Origin of the sequence: Salinispora oceanensis (assembly GCF_000383575.1) — a bacterium.
In the GTDB taxonomy this organism is placed as follows: domain Bacteria; phylum Actinomycetota; class Actinomycetes; order Mycobacteriales; family Micromonosporaceae; genus Micromonospora; species Micromonospora oceanensis.
Map to the genome: position 1 here is coordinate 5,179,391 of NZ_KB911579.1, position 19,272 is coordinate 5,198,662.

Here is a 19,272-nt window from a genome sequence, read left to right on the forward strand (position 1 = left end):
GTTCTCGTGTCGATACCGGAGCGAGAATTCGATGTAGTCGTCGTCGGCAGCGGCGGCGCCGGCATGGTCGCGGCACTCACTGCGGCGCACCGGGGGCTGAGCGTGGTCGTGCTGGAGAAGGCCGAGACATACGGCGGTTCCACCGCCCGCTCTGGCGGCGGGCTCTGGCTTCCCGGCAACGAGGTCCTGGCCCGGGCCGGGGTCGCCGACCGAGCCGAAGATGCACGCACCTACCTGGCGTACGTCGCCGGACCAGACGCCACCACGGCCCGACAGAACGCGTTCCTCGCCGCCGCACCGGAGGTGGTCAGCTTCGTCCGCGACCACACCCCACTCGACTTCGCCTGGGTGCCCGGCTATCCGGACTACTACCCGGAGGCTCCCGGTGGGCTTCCGGGCGGGCGCAGCATCGAGCCGCTCCTGCTCGACACCCGGTTGGTCCGAGCTGATCTCGCGACACTGGCCGCGCCTTACCAGGCAGTGCCGGAGGGGGTGGCGGTCACCCAGGTCGACTACCGATGGCTGTCGCTGGGCCTCCGACATCCGCGGGCGATCCGAACCGGGGTCCGGCTCGCCGCCCGCGGCCTGGCCGCCCGGATCCGGCGGCGGCAGCTGCTCACCATGGGCCAGGCGCTCGCCGCCGGGCTCCGCGCCGGCCTACGCAACGCCGGCGTCCCGGTCCGGCTCAACACGCCGATGACCGACCTGCTCCTCGAACGGGGCCGGGTCACCGGGGTTACTGCCCAGCAGGCCGGCGCCCCGGTGCTGTTCCACGCCCGACGAGGTGTGGTGCTGGCAAGCGGCGGGTTTGAGCGCAACCAGTCGATGCGCCAGAAGTACCAGGCGGGAATCGGCACGGAGTGGACCACTGGCGCGGCCGGCAACACGGGTGACGGCATCGAGGCGGGCGGACGGCTCGGGGCCGCCCTCGACCTGATGGACGAGGCCTGGTGGGGGCCGTCGATTCCGCTCCCCGGCGGGCCCTTTTTCTGCCTCGCCGAGCGCAACCAGCCCGGCTGCCTCATGGTTGATGCCAACGGCCGGCGCTTCGTCAACGAAGCGGCCCCCTACGTGGACGCCGTGCACGCCATGCTCAGTCCGGGGGTCGACCAACCGGCGTGGCTGGTGGCCGACCAAACCTACCGGGACCGCTACCTGTTCGGTGGCCGGGCACCACGCTCCCCCCTACCACGGCGCTGGTTCACCTCGGGGGCGGCTTACCGCGCCGACAGCCTGGACGACCTGGCCAACCAGATCGGAGTGCCCGCCGCCGCGTTGACCGGTACCGTGCGCCGGTTCAACGAGTTCGCGCAGCGCGGTCGGGACGACGACTTCCACCGCGGGGACTCGGCCTACGACCGCTACTACGGCGACCCGCGGCACCGGCCCAACCCGTGCCTGGGCGCCGTCGCCCGGCCCCCGTTCTACGCGTTCCGCATGGTCCCCGGTGACCTGGGCACCAAGGGCGGCCTGCGGACCGATGAACGGGCCCGGGTGCTGCGCCCGGACGGCACGGTCGTGCCCGCGCTGTACGCAGCGGGCAACGTCAGCGCCTCGGTGATGGGGCGCAGCTACGCCGGTGCCGGTGCGACCCTCGGCCCGGCCCTCGTCTTCGGCTACCTGGCCGCGCTCGACCTGGCCACGACGGCCACCACCCCCACCCCCCTCCTGGAGGACTGATGCCCATCGACCCCGCTGTCGCCGTCGGCGCCGAACTTCCCGGCCGCGACCTGAGCTGGGACAGCACCGACGTGCTGCTGTACCACCTGGCCGTCGGTGCTGGCCCCGACGAGTTGTCCTACGTCTACGAGGGCGCGCTGCGTGGGGTCCTGCCCACCTTCGCCACGGTGGCCACCACCCTGCGGGACACCGAGCCGCCCACGTTGACCATGCCCGGCATCGACATCGATCTGGCCCAGGTTGTTCACGGTCGGCAGGAGCTCGAACTACACCAGCCGATCCCGGCGAAGGGCAGCTGCGCGGCCCGCTCGCGGATCGCCGCCGTGTATGACAAGGGCAGCGCGGCGGTCATCGTGACCGAGACCAGCACCGAGCTGTTCACCAGTCGGATCAGCATCTTCGTCAAGGGCGCGGGTGGATTCGGCGGGGAACGGGGGCCGACCACGCGGGTTCCGGTGCCCGACCGGGCACCCGACGCGGTGGTGCTCTCCCCCACCGATGCGCGGCAGGCCCTCTGGTACCGGCTCTGCGGCGACCGCAACCCGCTACACGTCGACCCGACGTTCGCCGCCCACGCCGGGTTCCCGCGGCCGATCCTGCACGGGCTCTGCACGTACGGAATCGTGGCGAAGGCGGCGATCGACACCCTGCTCGACGGCGACCCGGATCGGGTGGCCGGCTACCAGGCCCGCTTCGCAGGCGTTGTCTTCCCTGGCGAAACCCTGCGCACCGAAGTCTGGCGGGAAGACGGTCAGCTGGTGCTGTGCGCCTCGGTCGCTGACCGGGACAACGCCCCGGCCCTCTCCGACGTGAGCATCACTCTCCGCTGAGGACTACCGCGGCACGCGAGGCAACCCGAGCCCTGCCGACGCGATCAGTTCCCGCTGGATCTCGTTGACCCCACCGCCGAACGTCAGCACGAGGTTCCGCTTGGTCTGGACGTCAAGCCAGGTCAACAGCTCTGCCGTCGCCGGGTCCCCGGGGTCGCCACGGCGCCACACGACCTCCTCCAGCTCCTGGCTGAGCCGCAGCAGCCACTCCGACGAGAAGACCTTGGTGACCGAGGCGTCCGCCGCGTTGGGTTCGTCCCCGGTCACCGACCAGTTCAGCAGTTCGTTGATGCGCCGGCAGGCGGCGACGCGAGCGAGGACGCGTCGCACATCCGGGGCTTCGAGCAGGCCCCTCGCGTACGCCCAGTCGTGTACCCGTTCGCCGAGGGCACCGAGCCGCCCGGCCGGGCCCAGCATCACCCGCTCGTGATTGAGCTGTGTGGTCAGCAGTTGCCAGCCGTCGTTCTCGGCACCCACTCGCCGGGCCACCGGCACCCGGACATCAGTCAGGTAGACCGCGTTGACGTGGTGCGCCCCATCGCACGTCATAATCGGCGTCCACGAATAGCCGGGGTGGGTCGTATCCACGATGAGGATGGAGAGGCCGTGGTGCCGGGACGCGCCCGGGTCGGTGCGACAGGCGAGCCAGAGGTAGTCCGCCTCGTGCGCCCCGGTGGTGAAGGTCTTCTGACCGTTCACGACGTACGTGTCCCCGTCGCGTACCGCCCGGGTGCGCAGCGCGGCGAGGTCGGTGCCGGCCTCAGGCTCGGTGTAGCCGATCGCGAAGTGCAGCTCCCCGGCCAGAATGCGGGGCAGGAAGAACTCCTGCTGTTCGGGCGAGCCGTGGGCGAGCAGCGTCGGCGCCACGGTCTGCAGGGTGACCGCGGGCAGTGGAACGTCGGCGCGGGCTGCTTCGTTGACAAAGATCTGCTGTTCCACCGGGCCGAGCCCACCGCCGCCGAACCGGGTCGGGAAACCCAGGCCCAGCCAGCCGTCCCGGCCGAGTCGACGGATCAGTTCGCGGTAGACCACCCCGTGCCGCTCGCGCAGCAGGATGGCGCGCTCCGCTGGTGGCAACACCTCGGCGAGGTACATGCGCAGCCGCGCGCGCAGCGCGTGCTGCTCCTCAGTCAAGTCGATGAACACCTTGGGCTCCCAGTTGGTGCAGGCAGTACTCGGTGCCGCCAAGGTGCCGGACCAGGTCCCGGACCAGGGCGGTATGTCGGTGTAGCGGGTAGTCGACGACCAGCCCCATCCCCCCGTGCAGGTGATGGCAGGTGCGCAGCGCCGGCTGGGCGACGCTGCTCAGCCAGTACGCTCCGGTCCACCCGTCGGCGTCCTGGCCCACCTCGGCACTCCAACTGGCGGCGAGCGCGGCCAGATGCATCGTGCGAGCGGCGACGTACACATCGGCGATCTGCTGGGAGACCGCCTGGAACGTGGCCAGTGGGCGGCCGAACTGCTGCCGGTCTCGCACGTGGTCGGCGGTCAGCTGTAAGGCACCGGCCAGCGCGCCGTCGCCGAGCGCACAGGCTCCGGCGACGGCGAACCGCCGCAGCTCGACCTCGGCATCGCCCAGTGGCTCCGCCGCGGCGCCCTCGAGCCGCAACATGAACTCGTCGGTCCCGGCCGAGGTCGGGGTGCGCAGCAGCGTCACCCCCGGCGCAGCGGGATCGACCAGGGCGACTGTCGGCCCGCCCCCGCGTACTCGCACTGGGACCAGAACCCGGTAGGCCGCGTCCGCGTCCGGAACCGGACCGCAGGCCCCGGTGATCCGCCAACCGTCGGTGACCGGCAGCGGCGTCCCCAGGGCAGCCGTCAGAACCCGACCCTCGAGCACACCCGACAGCAACTCGCGTTGCTGCTCGGGACTGCCCGCGCGAGCCACCGGGAGGACGCCGAGCGACAGCGTGGACCAGGCGGGAACCCGGGCGGCGTGCCGCCCGATCTCGGTGAGGAGCACGCCAATCGCCATCGCGCCCAGTCCAGCGCCGCCCAACCGCTCCGGCACGGCGAGCCCGAGCAGGCCGGACTGGCCGAGGGCCTTCCACAAGCGCTCCGGCGTGCCCTCGCTGTCGCTCAGCACCTCGCCGGCGAGACGAACGATCGACTGCTGGGCATCGTCGAGCTCAAAGTTCGGTCCCATTTTGCTATTAGAACACGTTTCAATTCAGGTCGACAGGCACCTTCAATTGATCACCAGGGCGGGCACGAACACCAAGACCAGCCACGCCGCGATCCAGGGCCGCGGATTCGTGGAACCACAGCGTGGCCGGCCCGGAAACGACCTCAGTCCAGCAGCGCGACGAGCTTCGCCAACGCCTGCTGACACGCCGTGGTGGCCTGCTTCTGCAGCATGCCGTCCATCGCGCCTTTCAGCGCCGGGCCGGCAAACTCCATCCCGTAGGTGATGTGCGAGCCCCCACCGCTCGACTCGACCGCGATCACCATCTTGGCCTTGACCCCCATCGGGCCGTCGCCCGCCTGCTCGAGGCGCCCCGGCGCCTCCGCCTTCGTCACCCGCCAGGCCATCTCGGCCGGCATGCCCATCAGCTTCACCCGCTGCTGGTAGGTGGTCCCCTCCCCGAGAGTCTCCGGCACCTCGCCGGCGAAACCCTCGTGCATCGTGTTCCACTCGCCAACCCTCGGCAGGGCCACCACGAGCTTCCAGACCTGCGTCGGATCCGCCTTCGCGTCGGCCTCGACCGTCACTGCAGCCATCGTGACCTCCTCTTCGAGATTAATCTAGAACAGGTTATAACAGGGGCATTGATTCCACCAGGTTTGATCATTACGACGAACCAGAGCTCACCGAGCTCCAGCAAATCGGAATGCGATGGTCGCCCCCGCACGAGCAGGGACGACCTCGACCAGCTTTAATGTGGACGCCCGCGGGCTACCACGCGATCACGCAGAATAGTTACGTAGTGCTCCCTTCAGGCGAGGTAGCCGACTCCGGTCACGGCGCGGAGCAGGTCAGCCCGACCGGCGTAGCGCCCGTGCCGGTGCCGGTGAAGCCAAAGGTGGTGCTGCTCCCGGGTGCCAACTGACCGTTGTACGACTCGTTGAGCACCACATTCGCGCCATCGGTGACCGTCCACCTGCCGTTCCACAGTGAGCTGATCACCGTCCCGCCCGGGTCGGTCCAGGTGACCCGCCAGCCCGCGATCGCGGCGGCACCGGTGTTTGCCACTGTGACCTCACCCTGGAAACCTCCCGACCACGTGTTCGTCACGAGGTACGTGGCGGTACAGTCGCCGCCCCCACCACCGCCCGGTGGGGTGGTGACGGTACGGGCCGGGGAGGCGGTGGAGACGTTTCCGGCCGCGTCCCGGGCCCGCACGGTAAAGGTGTATTCGGTCTCGGCCGCGAGGTTGGTCACCTGATAGGTGGTGCCGGCGACGGTGGCGACCGTGCTCGGCGGACCGCCGTCGGTCGCGCTCCGTACCTCGTACCCGACGACTCCGACGTTGTCTGTGGACGCGTCCCAGGTCAGGTTGACCGTGGAGGAGGTCAGGTCACTGGCCACGGGACGCCCCGGTGCGGTCGGCGCGACAGTGTCGTTCCCGCCGCCGGCGTAGCGCTCGGTGAGGCTGATGCCCGTGGTTGAGGCTTCGCCACCGAGGCGTACCTGATGGTCCAGGCTGACGAACTTGCCGTTGTACTGCCAGAGCGCCGGCTTGAGCACCTGTTCGTACTTGACCTCGTCCCAGGTCTGCCAGTCGTGTTGCAGCAGGCCACCGGTGTCGCCGGAGTTCGGGTTCAGGCACCAGAAGGTGTGGTGGATCCCCTCTTCGGCCATCAGGTCCCGCAGGGCCTTGAGCCACCTGTCCTGCCGTTCATCCTGCCCGAACCGGCCACCCCACTCGCCGACCAGCAGCGGCGCGGTGTCCTCCTCGTGGAGGTAGAGCCAGTTGGGTCGCCACACGTCGTTGGTCAAGGTGGTCTTGTCGAAGTCCTTCTGGAACCACGGCTGCTCGTGCACCAGCGGCCCGTAGTCGTGCGGCGAATAGACCAACTGATCCTGGTGGGCGCCCAGGTTGATCGGGTGGTCCTTCGCCCCCCGCAGGTTGCCACCCCACCAGTTGTAGTAGTAGTTGGGGCTCTGGTCCGGGTCGGTGTTGGGTGATTCCCAGCTCTTCCCCGGGCGCGGGTAGACCTCGATGCCCTCGCAGAGAATCAACACGTTCGGGTTGATGGCGAGGATTCGATTGCCCGCCGTCTCGCAGGCGTGTTTGAAGTTGTCGATGTCGCTGGTGTCGTCCCACTTGGCTCGGGGCGGGTTGTTCGGGGTGCCGTGCGGCTCGTTCTGGATGTCCATCGCGACGATGGTGTCGTTGTGCTGGTACCGATCGGCGACCCACTCCCAGCCCTGGTAGAACAGCTCCGGGGTGATCTCCCCCTTGTACCACATCGGATAAAAGTGGCCGGAGTTGTCCGCCTCAGCACTGTGCACATCGAGCATGACCTTCAGCCCGTACTCCTCGCAGAGGGCGAGCCAGTAGTCGAAGACCTGCAGATTGTCCAGGCCGGCCAGCTCCGGGTTGACCGACAGGTTCACGTTCGGCAGCACCGTCTGACCGGCCTTCCACTCCAGCAGCAGCTCCGTGGAGATCGGCACCCGTACGATGTTGATTCCGCGCTCGGCCATCTGCCGGGTGATGGTCTCGATGTTGCCGGCCCAGAGTCCGTGGAAGACCCGTTCGGTGGCGTTGTAGCCGAACCAGTTCGCGCCGGTCAACCACACCTGGTTGCCCGCCTCGTCCACGATCTTGTTGCCGTCGGTGTGCAGCCAGTCGGCTGTCGGTGTGGTCGAGACGACCTGCGCCTCCGGCTCGGGTGCACTGGTGGCGAACGCGGCCGGGGCGGCGGCCGTCAGCCCGACAGCTACGCAGGCCGCCACCGCGGCGGCCGGCAATCTTGATTTCACAGGCACGGGAAGCTCCTAGTGGCGGTGAGGGACGGTTGGGAGCGCTTCCAGAGATAGATTAAGCTGACTGACGTCGTAACGGAAGGGTAAACTTTCCGTAATCGCCGCTTAACGGATTAAGGCGGGTATCCGGCCAGTCGCTCGACCTCGATGCGGGGCGTAGGGTATGCCGGCACCGGGTAGCCGAGGGCATGGCGCGGTACACCGACCCGAAGCTGCGAAGAAGACTCAAAGACGAGATCAAGGCATCCGACAAGGGCGCCCGGCCCGGACAGTGGTCGGCCCGAAAGTCACAACTGCTGGTCAAGGAGTACGAGAAGCAGGGCGGAGGCTACCAGGGGCCACGAGACGAACGGCAGCGATCCCTGCGACAGTGGGGCCGGGAGAAGTGGCAGACCCGAGAGGGCGACACCCGGGCACGCCAGGACGGCGAGACGAAGCGCTACCTACCCGAACGCGTCTGGAAGCAACTCCCCGAGAAGGAACGCCGCGCCACCGACGCCAAGAAGCGTAAGGCGTCGAGGAGCGGCCGGCAGTACGTGGCCAACACCGGGCCGGCCAGCCGCACCCGCCGCGACACCACGTCGGTCGACCGGCTACTCGACCTGCGGGTCCCCGACGCGGCGAAACGGCTGACCGGGCTCGATACCCGCCAGCTCCGGTCCGCGCTGCGGCGTGAACGCGCCGGCAAGAGCCGCAAGACGCTGGTCCGCCGAATCGAGGCGGAACTGGCGCGCAGATAGGGCACCCAGGACCAGGGCCCACCCACGGAGGTGATTCCGAGGGTGGGCCCGGCTGCGGCTAGCGCCAGGTGTCCGTGTTGGTGCGGGTGCCGGTGGCCGGCGTGGTGAAGCTCCGGTTCGACTGGGACTCCCAGGTCACCGAACCGTCCGGATTCTTCTTCACATACTTGTACTCGATGTGGGTGCTCGGCGGCAGGTCGACGGTCGCCCGCCAGACCGGGTAGTCGGCCGCGGAGAGCGCGATGGCGTTGTCCGGATTCCAACTGCCCAGCTCCGCGACATTACCGACCACGAAGACGTTCTGCCCGAAGTAGGTGTAGACGGTGGCGTGGAACGAGCTGGGGATCGCCGGAGCGGGGATCGAGTCGCCCCGGAAGGTCTCGGTCAGCGCGTACGTCCCGGAGGCGGGGGTGGTGAAGCTCCGGTTCTCACCGGGCTCCCAGGCCACGTCTCCCCCGCTGGTCACCTTGATGAACTTGTACTCGACCGCGGTGGACGGGGGCAGGTCGATCGTGCCGCGGTAGGTGTTCCCACCCTGCGGGGTCAGCCGCACCGCAGCGGCCGGGGACCAGGCGCCGAGCTCGGAGATGCTACCGACGGCGTAGACCTCCTGATCGGCGCTGGGGGTCGCGCTGACCGTGAAGGTCGTGGCGATCTCGTCGGTGGGGTCACCGGTGGGGCTGACCGTCGGCGACGGCGTCGCGCCGGGACGGGCGTTGACGTGGATTGCGACAGCGTTGTTCGCCGGGATACTCACGGTGGCCTGACCGCCGGTGACACTCACCGTAGCGCCGGTGCAACCGCTACCGTCCGCCGCGCCGGAGATGACGTCGCAGTAGTCACCGTCAGCGAGGCCGGTGGTGAAGGTGGCGGTGGTGGTGCCACCGGAGTCGTTGATGCCGATCCAGGCCCGGTCGCCTCGGTGAAAGCCGATCACGTTGTCGTTGACCGCGGTGAAGTCGGCGATGCTCTGGACCGAACGCGCCGCGTTGGCCCAGCCCACCATGCCCTTGATGCCGGTGCTCTGGCTCAGGCAGTTCCAGGCGCCACCACAGACCGTGTCGGTGACATACCCGTCACCGTTGTGTGGCGGGGACTGATTCCGATTCGACCAGGTGAAGCTGTCGAAGACCGACGGCTTACCGTGCGGGTAGGCCAGCGCGAAGTAGTTGGCGAGCACGTAGTCGGTGCCGTCCTTGTACGACAGCACCACCCCGTCTCGCTCCAGGTCGTGATTGGTGACCATGGAGAAGACGTTGGCACTCGGCGCGTCGAGGCTCCAGTTCGGAATGTTGCCCAACGTCGCGATCGAGCCCTGGAAGGCGGAGCGAATGCCCTTGGCGTACGCGAAGTCGAGCACGTCGCCGTTGCCGATGAACGCCCGGGCCTGGAGGGCGGGGTTGTTGGCGCCGTCGAAGATTTCCTGGGCGACGTAGGGACGCTTCCCCTCCGCGACGGTGTCGTCCAGCCGGCTGAGGATCGCCGCGAAGTCGTCCTTCCGGATGTGCTTGACCGCGTCCACCCGGAAACCGTCGACGCCGAGGCCGATCAGGTCGTTCAGGTACCCCGCGATCGTGTCGCGCACGTACTCCTTCTCGGTGTAGAGATCGGCCAGGGAGAGCAGCTCACAGCTGGTTACCTGGGCCTCGTTATCCCAGTCGTTGATGGAGCCGTCGGTCGGGCAGTTGTCGCCCGGGCGATGGAAATCGCCCCCGCCATAGGGAACCGAGGGGTAGCTGTAGCCGGAGAACTCGGTGCCGGCGTAGCCGCGTGTGCCCGGCGGGTTGTTGGTGCCGGCCATGTGGTTGACGATCGCATCAACATAGACGCGCACGCCCGCATCGTGGCAGGTGGTAACCATGCTGGCGAACTGCTCCCGGTTACCGAACCGGCTCTCCAGCTGGTACGAGACGGGCTGGTAGACCTCGTACCAGGGGTGCACCCCGTCGGCGCTGTTGGGTAGGTACACCGACTCCTGCGGCGGGGCCACCTGCACCGCGCCGTAGCCAGCGGGGCCGAGGTGGTCGGTGCAGGCGGTGGCGACCGAGTTCCAGTTCCACTGCCACAGGTTGGCGGTCACCTCGCTGTCGTTGAGGACGACAGCGGCGCGGGCGGAGCTGGCGGTGGTCGCGGCGGTGACGACCGCTGTGCCGCCCACCGCGACCAGCGCGGCGGCGAGCACCAGACGGCCGGTGCGGCCAACTGGATGTGGTCTCGCGGTTTCCATGACGGGGACCTCTCGTGCGAAGGGGCGCTCGGCAAGGGCGGACGGCCATCCGGTAGCGAACACGATGCGGCATCCATGAAAGAAGTTGCAAGAGTTTTCGGAAACATTCTCGAAACTTCACTGCCCGCCGTCCGGCGACCACCAAAGCCACGCACCCGTAGCGCGCTAGGGTGTGCGGCATGGCCCAAGTGGACATAGCAGTACAACAAGGCGACGAGGTCGTCGTGGCCGACTACACAAAGTCCCGCTTCCAGCTCGCCTCGGTCAGCAAGCAGTTCACCGCCGCTGCCCTGCTCCTGCTGGTGGAGGAGGGCACGCTACTCCTCGAGGATCCCATCAGCCGCTGGATCGACGGCTGCCCGGAACAGTGGCAGGACATCACCCTGCACCACCTGCTCAGCCACACCTCCGGCCTCGGCCACTGGGACGACTACCCCATGATCGATCTGGGGCAGCGGGTCGAGCCGAGCGAACTACTGAAAACCTTTCACTCCGTACCGCTGCAATTCCCACCCGGCGCAGGCTGGAGCTACAGCAGCCCGGCGTACGTGCTGTTGGCGCAGATCGTCCAACGATCCGCCGACACGCCCTACCGGGCCTTCCTGGCAGAGCGCATCTTCGACCGCCTCGGTCTGACCCAGACCTTCGCCGGAATGCCCACCGCACGACCGAACCTGGCACTCGGCCACGACGCGGACGGCCAGCCGTTGCCGACCTGGGAGCTGGACGTGGTCGGCATGGGAGCCGGCGACGTGTGGTCAACCGCCAACGACATGCTGACCTGGCTCGACGCCCTCCAGCACGGCCGGCTGTTGGGCGAGCCCTACCGCACGCTGATGCTGACCGAGCAGGCCCGGACCGGCAAGGGTCCGGAGGAGAGCGGCTACGGCTACGGCATCTTCCTGGGCGAACTCAACAACCGGCGGTGGTGGCACCACAGCGGCCACAACGCGGGCTACAAGACGTTCGTCGGGCACATTCCGGAACTAGACCGCCGGTTCGTGATGCTCAGCAATACCGAGGCGACCACCCCCAGCGTCCTGGAGCCGCTGCTCACCTGACGGCGGGCCGGGGAGAGACCCGCCCTACGAGGGGCGCGGCGGGCCCGTGCGTAGGTAGGTGAGGACAGCCAACACCCGGCGATTGGTGTCATCACTGGGCGGCAGCTCAAGCTTGGTCAGGATGTTGCCGACATGCTTGCCGATCGCCGCCTCGGTGATGAAGAGCTTCCCCGCGATCGCCGCGTTGGAGTGGCCTTCGGCGATCAGCGCGAGTACCTCGCGCTCGCGGGTGGACAGGGCGGCGAGCGGGTCATGGGGGCGAAGCAACAGCTGCCGTACGACGTCGGGGTCGATGGCTGTTCCGCCAGCCGCCACCCGACGCAGCGTCACAACGAAGTCGGCGACGTCGGCGACCCGGTCCTTGAGCAGATAGCCGACCCGGCGCCCGTCACCACTGCTGAGCAGGGCGGAGGCGTACTCGCTCTGCACGTACTGACTGAGCACCACGACTGCTAGATGCGGCTGTTCCGCACGCAGCGTGACGGCCGCGCGCAGGCCGTCATCCCGGTGCTGGGGCGGCATACGGATATCGGTCACGACCAGGTCCGGCTTCTGGGTGCGGACCGCGTCCAGCAGTGCCGGCACGGAGCCGACGGCAGCGACCACCTCGAAGTCGAATCTGTTCAGCAGGCCGACGAGACCCTCGCGCAGCAGAACCTCATCCTCGGCCAGCACAACCCGGGTCATCGGTGCCATGGCAGCTCCACCCGCAACACGGTGGGGCCACCGGCCGGGCTGGCGAGCAGCAACCGCCCGTTGACCGCGGCGACCCGGTCGGCGAGGCCCGTCAGGCCGGTGCCGTGGCCGGGGCTGGCACCACCGCGGCCGTTGTCTTCGACCTCCACGACGAGGTCCTGGTCGGCCTGGGTCAACCGCACCTCGGCCCGGGTCGCCTGGGCGTGCTGGGCCACGTTGCTGACGGACTCGGAGACCACGAAGTAGGCGGTGGTCTCGATCAGTTCCGGCAGGCGTTGCCGGAGGTCTGCGTGGACGGCGACCGGGACGGTGGTCGCCGCGGCCAGTTCCCGGACGGCGCCGGCGAGACCGAGCTCGGCGAGGTGCTGCGGGCGGATGCCCTGCACGATCTGCCGGAGCGTCACCATCAGGGCCTTGGCCTGTCCGTGTGCGATGGCCAGGGGCTTCGCGGCCGGGGAGTCGTCGGGCACGTCGAGCTTCGCCAGGCCGAGCTGGAGGGTGAGGCTGGTCAGCCGGGGCTGGGCCGCGTCGTGCACATCCCGCTCGATCCGGCGGCGTTCGGCCTCGTACGCGTTGACCAGCCGGGTCCGGGAGCGGGTGACCTCGCGCAGCGCCACCCCGGCCACGGGTCCCCCGAGCAACCGGCGGGCCACGACCGCCTGAACGGCAACGAGCAGCCCGAGCAGGTACCACAACACCGGAATGAACAGCAGGCCCACGACCGCGTACGGGATCGCCTGGCCCGGGGTGTCGACCGTGGTCTGGACGAGGATGACCCGGTCGCTGTCGACGGCCAACCAAGGGCTGGCGATCAGCGTGAAGTCCAGCAGAACGAGCAAAGAGAGCATCCAGTACGCGACCGGCACCGCCCCGCCCAGCCAGCAGAGGTAGGCCACTTCCCGCCACGCCGCTGGGCTCGGGTAGCGGGCAGCCAGACCCCGGATCCGCGCTCCGGCGAGCGGACGCGGGTCGACCAGGCCGAGCCGCCACCGCTCGAGCGGCGCCACCACGGCACTCACTATCGGCGCCAGGGCGAGCAGGGCCAGCCCGGCGACGGTGAGGAATATGACGACCGGAAGCTCCACCGACTGACCCCGCCGCACCGCACTGATCGTCGCCCACAGGGGTGCGACGACAGCGAGCAGCCCAACGAAGAGGGCACCGGCGATCGGGAGGGTGCAGGCGGCGTACACCAGGGCCCGCCACGGCCAAGACGAGAGCAGGTAGCCAGGCCGGCGAAGCGCCGCCGCCAGGTGTCGGGGTCGATCCAAGGTCATGCGGCAACGCTAACCAGGACAGTTAGGTCGAACCAGCTGCGTAGGTGTATTCCTCGGGTATACCCAGCCCTACCTCAGACTGACTGACCAGGCCCAGTGCGAAGCCCGCCGGGACGCGCTGGACTTGCCGAATGGGTATACACCGCCTTGGCGCGCACAGCTGGCTGCTCGCCGCCCCGCTCTTCGTCGCCGCAAACCTGATAACCGGTTTGGCCTGGCGTCAGCCCCGATTCAGCTGGAGCACCAACAACATCAGTGATCTGGGCAATGTGACCTGTGGGATGTGGGACACCACCCGCCCTCGTGAAGTGTGCTCACCCTGGCATGTCGCGATGAACAGCGCCATGGTCAGCACCGGGGTACTGCTCGCACTCGGAGTCCTTCTCACCTGGTCAGCACTGGGACCCGGAATCGCCGCACGGAGCGTGCAGTTGCTGACGCTCGCCGGTGCGGGCGGCTACCTCCTGGCCGGGGCGTACCCAGCGGATGTCAACGAGAACAAGCATTTCCTCGGGGCGATACTGATCTTCTTCCTGGCCAACGGAGGAATGCTCGTGGCCGCGCTGGCCCGCCGTTCACCGGTGCTGACCTCAATGCGCCAGCTCAGCCTCACCCTGGGCCTGGTCGGGCTCGGCGGTACGGCCCTGTTCCTGGCTCAGGTTGACCTCGGCATCGGCGTCGGCGGAATGGAACGAGTAGCCGTGTTCCCTCTGTTCATCTGGACCTCCGCGGTGGCGGTGCGGCTCGCCCGTTGAGGGCGGGCTACGGCCCGCCGCGTTGAAGCTGCGGTGCAGTGGAGCGGGGCGGCCGGGGGTGTCCGCCCCGGAGCAGGACACCCCGGCGCCCGTCCGATTCGTTCAAGACGGAGGCGCGGACCACTCGTACCGTCGAGGCCATGGCACCCACCTTCAACGCGATCGGCCTTGCGGTGGCCGACATGGCAGCATCTCTCTCCTTCTACCGCCGACTCGGCCTGCTGTTTCCGGCCGGCGCGGAGGATGAGCCGCACGTCGAGGTGACCGTCTCCGGCGGCATTCGACTCATGTGGGACACCCACGCCTCATTGCGGTCGTTCGACCCCGACTACGAACCCGGAGCGCCCTCCGGCGGTTGGGCCTTTCGCTGCGCGGACGCGGCCGAGGTGGAGAAGTTCCACGCCGACCTCGTCGCCGCCGGCTACCCGTCGGTCCAGGAGCCCTGGGACGCACCGTGGGGACAACGCTATGCACAGGTGCGTGACCCGGATGGCAACGTCGTGGACCTCTTCGCTCAGCTCACGTCACCGCAGTAGCACAGTGAGCGGCGCCCCGGCCAACGCCCGTACCTCGCGGGCGAGGTGAGCCTGGTCGGCGTAGCCCGCCGCAATCGCTACCGACGCGAAGGGCTGACCGGTCCGCGCCAGCGCGACGGCCCGCTGCATCCGCAGGATCCGGTGCAGGGTCTTCGGCCCGTAACCGAACGCGGCGTTGCTACGTCGCTGCAGCTGCCGGGAGCTGAGTCCGCAGCGCGCCGCGACCAGGCCGACGGACAATCCGGCCCGCGCGGCACCGGCCAAGGCGACCATCGCACGGTCGGTGCCGCGCCAGCGACGGCGCGCCGCGGCGGTCAAGGCGGCGAGCGGATCCGCCGCCTCGGCGATGGCGCGGACGGACGCCGCCGGCCACACCGTTTCCAACGGCACCTGCCGATCAACCACCTCGCTGGCGGGGATGCCGAGCACGCCGGGCCCGGTCCCGGCGCCGAACCGCAGCGCGGCGTAGCGACTGCCCGGCGCGGAGGGCGCCGCCCGGGCGGTCGTGTCCGGCCCGGCGACAAAGACCGCACCGTCCCGCCAGATCAGGTCGAGGCAGCCGTCGGGCAGCACCCGCGCCGAAGCGCCATCCGGTGCCGTGACGCTACGCCACGCGACGACGTACGGCAGCGGCGATGCCCGTTCTTCGTACACCCCCGCGATCCTCCTCCACAGGCATGACGACGCGGCAGCCTCCGCTCCGCCGGCGATACCTATTGCAGCTGGAAGTCAGCGAAGTCGAACCCGGGCGCCACCACACAGCTGACCAGGACCGGTTGGGCACCGGCGGGGATCGCGGCCTGCCACGTCCCGCCCGGAATCAGCACCTGCGGACGGTGACCGGCGGAGATATCCATACCGAGAGTGACGTCTCTGGATTCGTCCGCCGGCTGCTGGCCAGAACCGCCGAACCGCAGCGTCAGCGGACCGCCCGAGTGCCACAACCAGAGCTCGTCCGAGCGCACCACATGCCAACGGGAACGCTCACCGGGGTGCAGCAGGAAATAGATGGCGGTTGCCGCGCTACGGCTGCCGTCGTACCCGGTGGGACGCAGCGTCTGCGTCGAGCGCCACGTCTCTCGGTACCAGCCGCCCTCGGGGTGGGGCTCGAGGTCGAGCAGTGCAACCAGCTCTGACCGCTGCACATCCGGCACGCGAAACTCCTCTCGCTGAGGGTGTCACCCAGGGCGAAACCACCGGACCAGCACGAAGGCGACGGCCTGACGGTAACAGGGACGGCAGACAAACCATCAAGATCCGCGAGACAGAACCTAGCGCGTCCAGCTCTGCGCCGGGGTGATCCGCGTCGCCCGCCACGCCGGTAGGACGCTGGCCAGCACCCCGGTCACCACCGCTGCGACCAGTAGCAGAACCAGCTGCACCCCGGGCAGCGCAATGACCGGTGTGGCCGTCGGGGCCACGGTGGCGATCGCCCCGACCAGGCCCACCGGCACGCCGATCAGCAGGCCGGTACCGGCACCGATCCCGGTGATGATCACCGCCTCGATAGCGAGCATCGCCCATAGTCGCCCGCGCCGAGTGCCGAGCGCCCGCAACAACGCCAGCTCCGGCGTACGCTCGATGACCGACAGGCCCAGCAGGTTCGCCACGCCGAGCAACGAGATAATCACGGTTACGCCGAGCATCGCGAGTGCCAGCCCGAGCAGGAGGGCGAGCACCTCGGCGAGGTCGCCCCCCTCGGTGATGCCGCCGCCTAACTCCATCTCCAGATCACCGGTGGTGACCGCGTGCACCCGGTCGGCCAGGGCGGCCCGGTCGAAGTCGGGACCCGCCACCGCCCAGATCGTGGTGGGGACTGTCGGGACGCCCTGGGCTGCGAGCGCGTCGGCGGAGGCCACCCCGAGGAGTTGCCCCGTGGTGTCGGCCAGCCGGGAGGTGCGGGCGACAAAGCTCAGGCTCCGGTCACCGACACCGACGCTCACCGGGCTCCCCTCCGGTAGGCCGCGAGCGGTCAGGTACGCCTCGGGCACGAGGAGGACCGGCACCTCGGCGGGTGCGGCGAGTTCGGGCGCCAGCCGGTCGACCAGGCTGACGGGCAGGGCCGCGATTCGAGTCGGCGTGGCCTTGCCGGCGTCGGAGAACCGGGCGTTCACCGTACCCACGGTGGCCGCGGCAGCCAGCTCGGGTACTGCGGCGAGCGCCCGAACCGTGGCACCGTCAACGGGGCCCCCTTCGGTGTGGGCGCTGACGGCCACCGGATAGCGGGCCGCCAGGTCCGCCTCCACCGTGGCCTGTCCGGTTCTGGCCGCCACGGTCAGGCAGGCGATCAGGGCCGAGCCAACCGCCACGGCCATCGCCGCCGTGGCGGTCCGTCGGGCGTTCCGGTTCAGGCTGCTGCCGGCCAGGCCAGCGGCGACGCCGAACCGCTCCGACACCCGGGCAATCGGCTGCAGCAGCATCGCGATCAGCCAGGGTAAGACGAGCAGCAGGCCGGCCGCCAGCAACAGGCCACCGGCGAGGGCCAGCGGCAACGAGCCACCGATCCCCGCGACGGCCAGCACCACGATCGCACCGAGCGTGACCACCGCGCCGGCGACCGGGCGACGCGGAGCGCGGACCGCGGCGAATGGCACCTCGGGCAGTTCCCCGAGCGCCCGGACCGGTGCGACGCCCGCAACGCGTCGGGTTGGCAACCCGACGGCGAACAGCGTGACCAGGATTCCGACCAACACGCTGCCAGTCAGGGCCAACGGGTTCACCCGCAGGCCACCACCGCCGATGCCGAGCAGGTTGACGCCGAGGTAGCCGACCACGACTCCCGCCGCCGCACCCACGACGGCGCCGACCGCACCCACGATGGCGGCCTCAGCCAGCAGGATCCAGCTGACCTGACCTCGGTGCCCGCCGACGAGCCGCAGCAGGGCAGTTTGGCGAACCCGTTGGGCGGCCACCACCTGGAAGGTGTTGGCGATGACCAGGATGGCGGCCAGCAGGGCCACCGCGACGAGGGCGAGCATCAACACGATCAGCTGGGTACTCCCCCCGACGAGGCGTGCGGCGGCCTCGTCCGCCGCGACGGAGGCACGCACCGCCGACGCGCCCGCCGGCAGTCGGCGATCAATCAGGTCGACAGTGGCCCCGAGCCGGTTCGGGTCGTCGACCGTGACCAGGGCGGCGTGCGGCACGTCGTCGGCGAAGTAGGCCGGGTCGGCGTAGAAGCGGAACGACGCACCAGCCAACGGACGGAACCCCAAATCGGTGGAGCCGGTCACGGTGACGGTTTCCGGCTTCCCGTCACCCGGCCGGAAGGTCAACCGGTCGCCGACGCCCACCCCCAACTCGTCGAGGGTCCGCTGGTCCGCGACTACCTGCTCCGGGCCGGTAGGCCACGAGCCACGGTCCAGGTCAAACCAGCGGACCGCGACGGTGGCGGCGATGCTCTGCACAGTCGCGGAACCGCGGCGCTCGCCACTGACGACACTCACCGTTCGCGCGAACTGCGGGTCGACCGTGCGGACGTTCGAGACCTCCGCCACCGTCCGGTGCCAACCCGGGTCGGAGGTCGAGTCCGCCACGGCGACGATGTCGGCCGTGGTGAGCGGCGCCGCCGCGGTGCGACGTAGGCCCTCGCCGGCGGTGGCGACGAAGGTGGCGGTGGCGACGAGGAACCCCGTCGCCAGCAGAACCGCGACGATGATCGCCAGGAACCGGGTCGGATGGGTACGGACCTGCGCCCAGGCCAGTGCGACGATCGCCCTCATAGCGTCACCGCGGCCAGCGAGGCGAGGATGGCGTCCCGGGTGGGCTGGCGCAGTTCGTCGCGGATCCGGCCGTCGGCCATCACCAGGGCCCGATCGGCGTGCGCCGCGGCGCCGGGGTCGTGGGTCACCATGATGATCGTCTGCCCGTACCGCCGCGCCGCGTCCCGCAGGCCGGCCAGCAGGGCCCGCCCGGTGGCGATATCCAGCGCACCGGTCGGTTCGTCGGCGAACACGACCCCGGGCTGGGCCAACAGGGCCCGGGCTACCGCGACCCGTTGCTGCTCACCCCCGGACAGCTCGGCCGGGCGGTGCTCCAGCCGGTCGCCGATCCGCAACCAGTCGCTGATGATCTGCAGCCGCACCGGGTCAACCGGCCTGCCGGCGAGCCGCAGCGGAAGCGTGATGTTCTGTCGAGCGGTCAGCGTGGGCAGCAGATTGAACGCCTGGAAGATGAAGCCGATCCGATCCCGCCGCAGATCCGTCAGCGCACGGTCGTCCAGCCCCGCCAACGGCATGCCAGCCACCCGGACCGAGCCCTCGGTGGGGGTGTCCAATCCAGCCAGCAGCTGCATCAACGTGGTCTTTCCGGAGCCGGAGGGACCCATGATGGCGGTGAACTCACCGACCGCGAAATCGGCGGAGACCCCGTCCACCGCCCGAATCGCGGACTCGCCGGCACCGTACGTCTTGTAGACGTCTCGGCAGCTGACCATGTCGGCACCCGCCGTCTGCATCACCATTTCACCGACGGTAGGCAGGCTCCCGGCCGGGCACATCCGTCCGGGGCATCGCCCTTCCCCCATGGACCGATACCC

The 19,272-nt window shown here is 69.5% G+C and carries 17 protein-coding genes; 6 read left to right on the forward strand and 11 right to left on the reverse strand.

The window, feature by feature from the left end; translation table 11 throughout:
- Positions 1-6: 6 nt before the first annotated feature.
- Positions 7-1,680, forward strand: coding sequence for a 3-oxosteroid 1-dehydrogenase (kstD, locus tag SALPAC4_RS0123830; protein ID WP_019872516.1), 1,674 nt, complete (start codon positions 7-9; stop codon positions 1,678-1,680).
- Entirely contained in the window at positions 1,680-2,510 is an 831-nt protein-coding gene (locus tag SALPAC4_RS0123835; protein ID WP_019872517.1) for a MaoC/PaaZ C-terminal domain-containing protein, read from the forward strand. Before kstD ends, SALPAC4_RS0123835 begins: the two co-directional genes overlap by 1 nt.
- Before the next feature lie 3 nt (positions 2,511-2,513).
- Here SALPAC4_RS0123835 and SALPAC4_RS0123840 read toward each other — a convergent pair whose 3' ends face one another.
- The 4 genes from SALPAC4_RS0123840 to SALPAC4_RS0123855 all read right to left on the reverse strand — a co-directional run bounded on the left by SALPAC4_RS0123840 (position 2,514) and on the right by SALPAC4_RS0123855 (position 7,413).
- A complete protein-coding gene (locus tag SALPAC4_RS0123840; RefSeq protein ID WP_019872518.1) occupies positions 2,514-3,656 on the reverse strand; it encodes an acyl-CoA dehydrogenase family protein in 1,143 nt (380 codons plus the stop codon).
- On the reverse strand, positions 3,637-4,656 hold the full coding sequence (locus SALPAC4_RS0123845; RefSeq protein WP_019872519.1) for an acyl-CoA dehydrogenase family protein: 1,020 nt from the start codon (positions 4,654-4,656) through the stop codon (positions 3,637-3,639). Before SALPAC4_RS0123845 ends, SALPAC4_RS0123840 begins: the two co-directional genes overlap by 20 nt.
- A gap of 143 nt (positions 4,657-4,799) precedes the next feature.
- Positions 4,800-5,231, reverse strand: a complete 432-nt coding sequence (locus tag SALPAC4_RS0123850) for a type II toxin-antitoxin system Rv0910 family toxin (RefSeq protein WP_018731837.1) — start codon at positions 5,229-5,231, stop codon at positions 4,800-4,802.
- Positions 5,232-5,469: 238 nt separating this feature from the next.
- A complete protein-coding gene (locus tag SALPAC4_RS0123855; protein ID WP_019872520.1) occupies positions 5,470-7,413 on the reverse strand; it encodes a cellulase family glycosylhydrolase in 1,944 nt (647 codons plus the stop codon).
- Positions 7,414-7,631: 218 nt separating this feature from the next.
- On the opposite strand from SALPAC4_RS0123855, the gene SALPAC4_RS0123860 reads away from it, so the two are divergent.
- Positions 7,632-8,183 carry a DUF5872 domain-containing protein gene (locus tag SALPAC4_RS0123860; protein ID WP_018731835.1) on the forward strand — a complete coding sequence of 184 codons (552 nt, stop codon included), beginning with the start codon at positions 7,632-7,634 and terminating at the stop codon, positions 8,181-8,183.
- Positions 8,184-8,241: 58 nt separating this feature from the next.
- On the opposite strand, the gene SALPAC4_RS0123865 is transcribed toward SALPAC4_RS0123860, so the two are convergent.
- Entirely contained in the window at positions 8,242-10,410 is a 2,169-nt protein-coding gene (locus SALPAC4_RS0123865; RefSeq protein WP_027645050.1) for a carbohydrate-binding module family 20 domain-containing protein, read from the reverse strand.
- 224 nt (positions 10,411-10,634) lie between these two features.
- Here SALPAC4_RS0123865 and SALPAC4_RS0123870 point away from each other — a divergent pair, with 224 nt between their 5' ends.
- Positions 10,635-11,471 (forward strand): serine hydrolase domain-containing protein, encoded by an 837-nt coding sequence (locus SALPAC4_RS0123870; protein WP_019872522.1) that lies wholly within the window; start codon positions 10,635-10,637, stop codon positions 11,469-11,471.
- Between the two features lie 24 nt (positions 11,472-11,495).
- Here SALPAC4_RS0123870 and SALPAC4_RS0123875 read toward each other — a convergent pair whose 3' ends face one another.
- Positions 11,496-12,167: a response regulator transcription factor gene (locus tag SALPAC4_RS0123875; protein WP_019872523.1), complete on the reverse strand. Its 672-nt coding sequence runs from the start codon at positions 12,165-12,167 to the stop codon at positions 11,496-11,498.
- Complete coding sequence (locus SALPAC4_RS0123880; RefSeq protein ID WP_019872524.1) at positions 12,155-13,444, reverse strand: sensor histidine kinase; 1,290 nt, start codon at positions 13,442-13,444, stop codon at positions 12,155-12,157. The genes SALPAC4_RS0123875 and SALPAC4_RS0123880 overlap by 13 nt, the downstream gene beginning before the upstream one ends.
- 131 nt (positions 13,445-13,575) lie before the next feature.
- Between SALPAC4_RS0123880 and SALPAC4_RS0123885 the strand changes: the two genes are divergently transcribed.
- Both SALPAC4_RS0123885 and SALPAC4_RS0123890 read left to right on the forward strand, forming a co-directional pair.
- Positions 13,576-14,199, forward strand: coding sequence for a DUF998 domain-containing protein (locus tag SALPAC4_RS0123885; protein WP_019872525.1), 624 nt, complete (start codon positions 13,576-13,578; stop codon positions 14,197-14,199).
- Positions 14,200-14,339: 140 nt separating this feature from the next.
- Complete coding sequence (locus tag SALPAC4_RS0123890) at positions 14,340-14,735, forward strand: VOC family protein (protein WP_018737833.1); 396 nt, start codon at positions 14,340-14,342, stop codon at positions 14,733-14,735.
- On the opposite strand, the gene SALPAC4_RS0123895 is transcribed toward SALPAC4_RS0123890, so the two are convergent.
- The 4 genes from SALPAC4_RS0123895 to SALPAC4_RS0123910 form a co-directional block, all read right to left on the reverse strand.
- Positions 14,724-15,389 (reverse strand): helix-turn-helix transcriptional regulator, encoded by a 666-nt coding sequence (locus SALPAC4_RS0123895; protein ID WP_019872526.1) that lies wholly within the window; start codon positions 15,387-15,389, stop codon positions 14,724-14,726. The two genes, SALPAC4_RS0123890 and SALPAC4_RS0123895, sit on opposite strands and share 12 nt — an antisense overlap.
- A 59-nt stretch (positions 15,390-15,448) precedes the next feature.
- Positions 15,449-15,889 carry a cupin domain-containing protein gene (locus tag SALPAC4_RS0123900; protein ID WP_020113562.1) on the reverse strand — a complete coding sequence of 147 codons (441 nt, stop codon included), beginning with the start codon at positions 15,887-15,889 and terminating at the stop codon, positions 15,449-15,451.
- A 117-nt stretch (positions 15,890-16,006) separates the two neighbouring features.
- Positions 16,007-18,457, reverse strand: a complete 2,451-nt coding sequence (locus tag SALPAC4_RS0123905) for an ABC transporter permease (protein ID WP_019872528.1) — start codon at positions 18,455-18,457, stop codon at positions 16,007-16,009.
- Entirely contained in the window at positions 18,454-19,197 is a 744-nt protein-coding gene (locus SALPAC4_RS0123910; RefSeq protein WP_019872529.1) for an ABC transporter ATP-binding protein, read from the reverse strand. Before SALPAC4_RS0123910 ends, SALPAC4_RS0123905 begins: the two co-directional genes overlap by 4 nt.
- Positions 19,198-19,272 lie beyond the last annotated feature (75 nt).

Bases quoted from the DNA above. Each gene is read 5' to 3' on its own strand.
- SALPAC4_RS0123885 (WP_019872525.1), top strand. From the start codon at position 13,576: ATGGGTATACACCGCCTTGGCGCGCACAGCTGGCTGCTCGCCGCCCCG.
- SALPAC4_RS0123865 (WP_027645050.1), bottom strand. From the start codon at position 10,410: ATGGAAACCGCGAGACCACATCCAGTTGGCCGCACCGGCCGTCTGGTG.
- SALPAC4_RS0123860 (WP_018731835.1), top strand. From the start codon at position 7,632: ATGGCGCGGTACACCGACCCGAAGCTGCGAAGAAGACTCAAAGACGAG.
- SALPAC4_RS0123880 (WP_019872524.1), bottom strand. From the start codon at position 13,444: ATGACCTTGGATCGACCCCGACACCTGGCGGCGGCGCTTCGCCGGCCT.
- SALPAC4_RS0123850 (WP_018731837.1), bottom strand. From the start codon at position 5,231: ATGGCTGCAGTGACGGTCGAGGCCGACGCGAAGGCGGATCCGACGCAG.
- SALPAC4_RS0123835 (WP_019872517.1), top strand. From the start codon at position 1,680: ATGCCCATCGACCCCGCTGTCGCCGTCGGCGCCGAACTTCCCGGCCGC.
- SALPAC4_RS0123890 (WP_018737833.1), top strand. From the start codon at position 14,340: ATGGCACCCACCTTCAACGCGATCGGCCTTGCGGTGGCCGACATGGCA.
- SALPAC4_RS0123905 (WP_019872528.1), bottom strand. From the start codon at position 18,457: ATGAGGGCGATCGTCGCACTGGCCTGGGCGCAGGTCCGTACCCATCCG.
- SALPAC4_RS0123875 (WP_019872523.1), bottom strand. From the start codon at position 12,167: ATGGCACCGATGACCCGGGTTGTGCTGGCCGAGGATGAGGTTCTGCTG.
- SALPAC4_RS0123845 (WP_019872519.1), bottom strand. From the start codon at position 4,656: ATGGGACCGAACTTTGAGCTCGACGATGCCCAGCAGTCGATCGTTCGT.
- SALPAC4_RS0123910 (WP_019872529.1), bottom strand. From the start codon at position 19,197: ATGGTGATGCAGACGGCGGGTGCCGACATGGTCAGCTGCCGAGACGTC.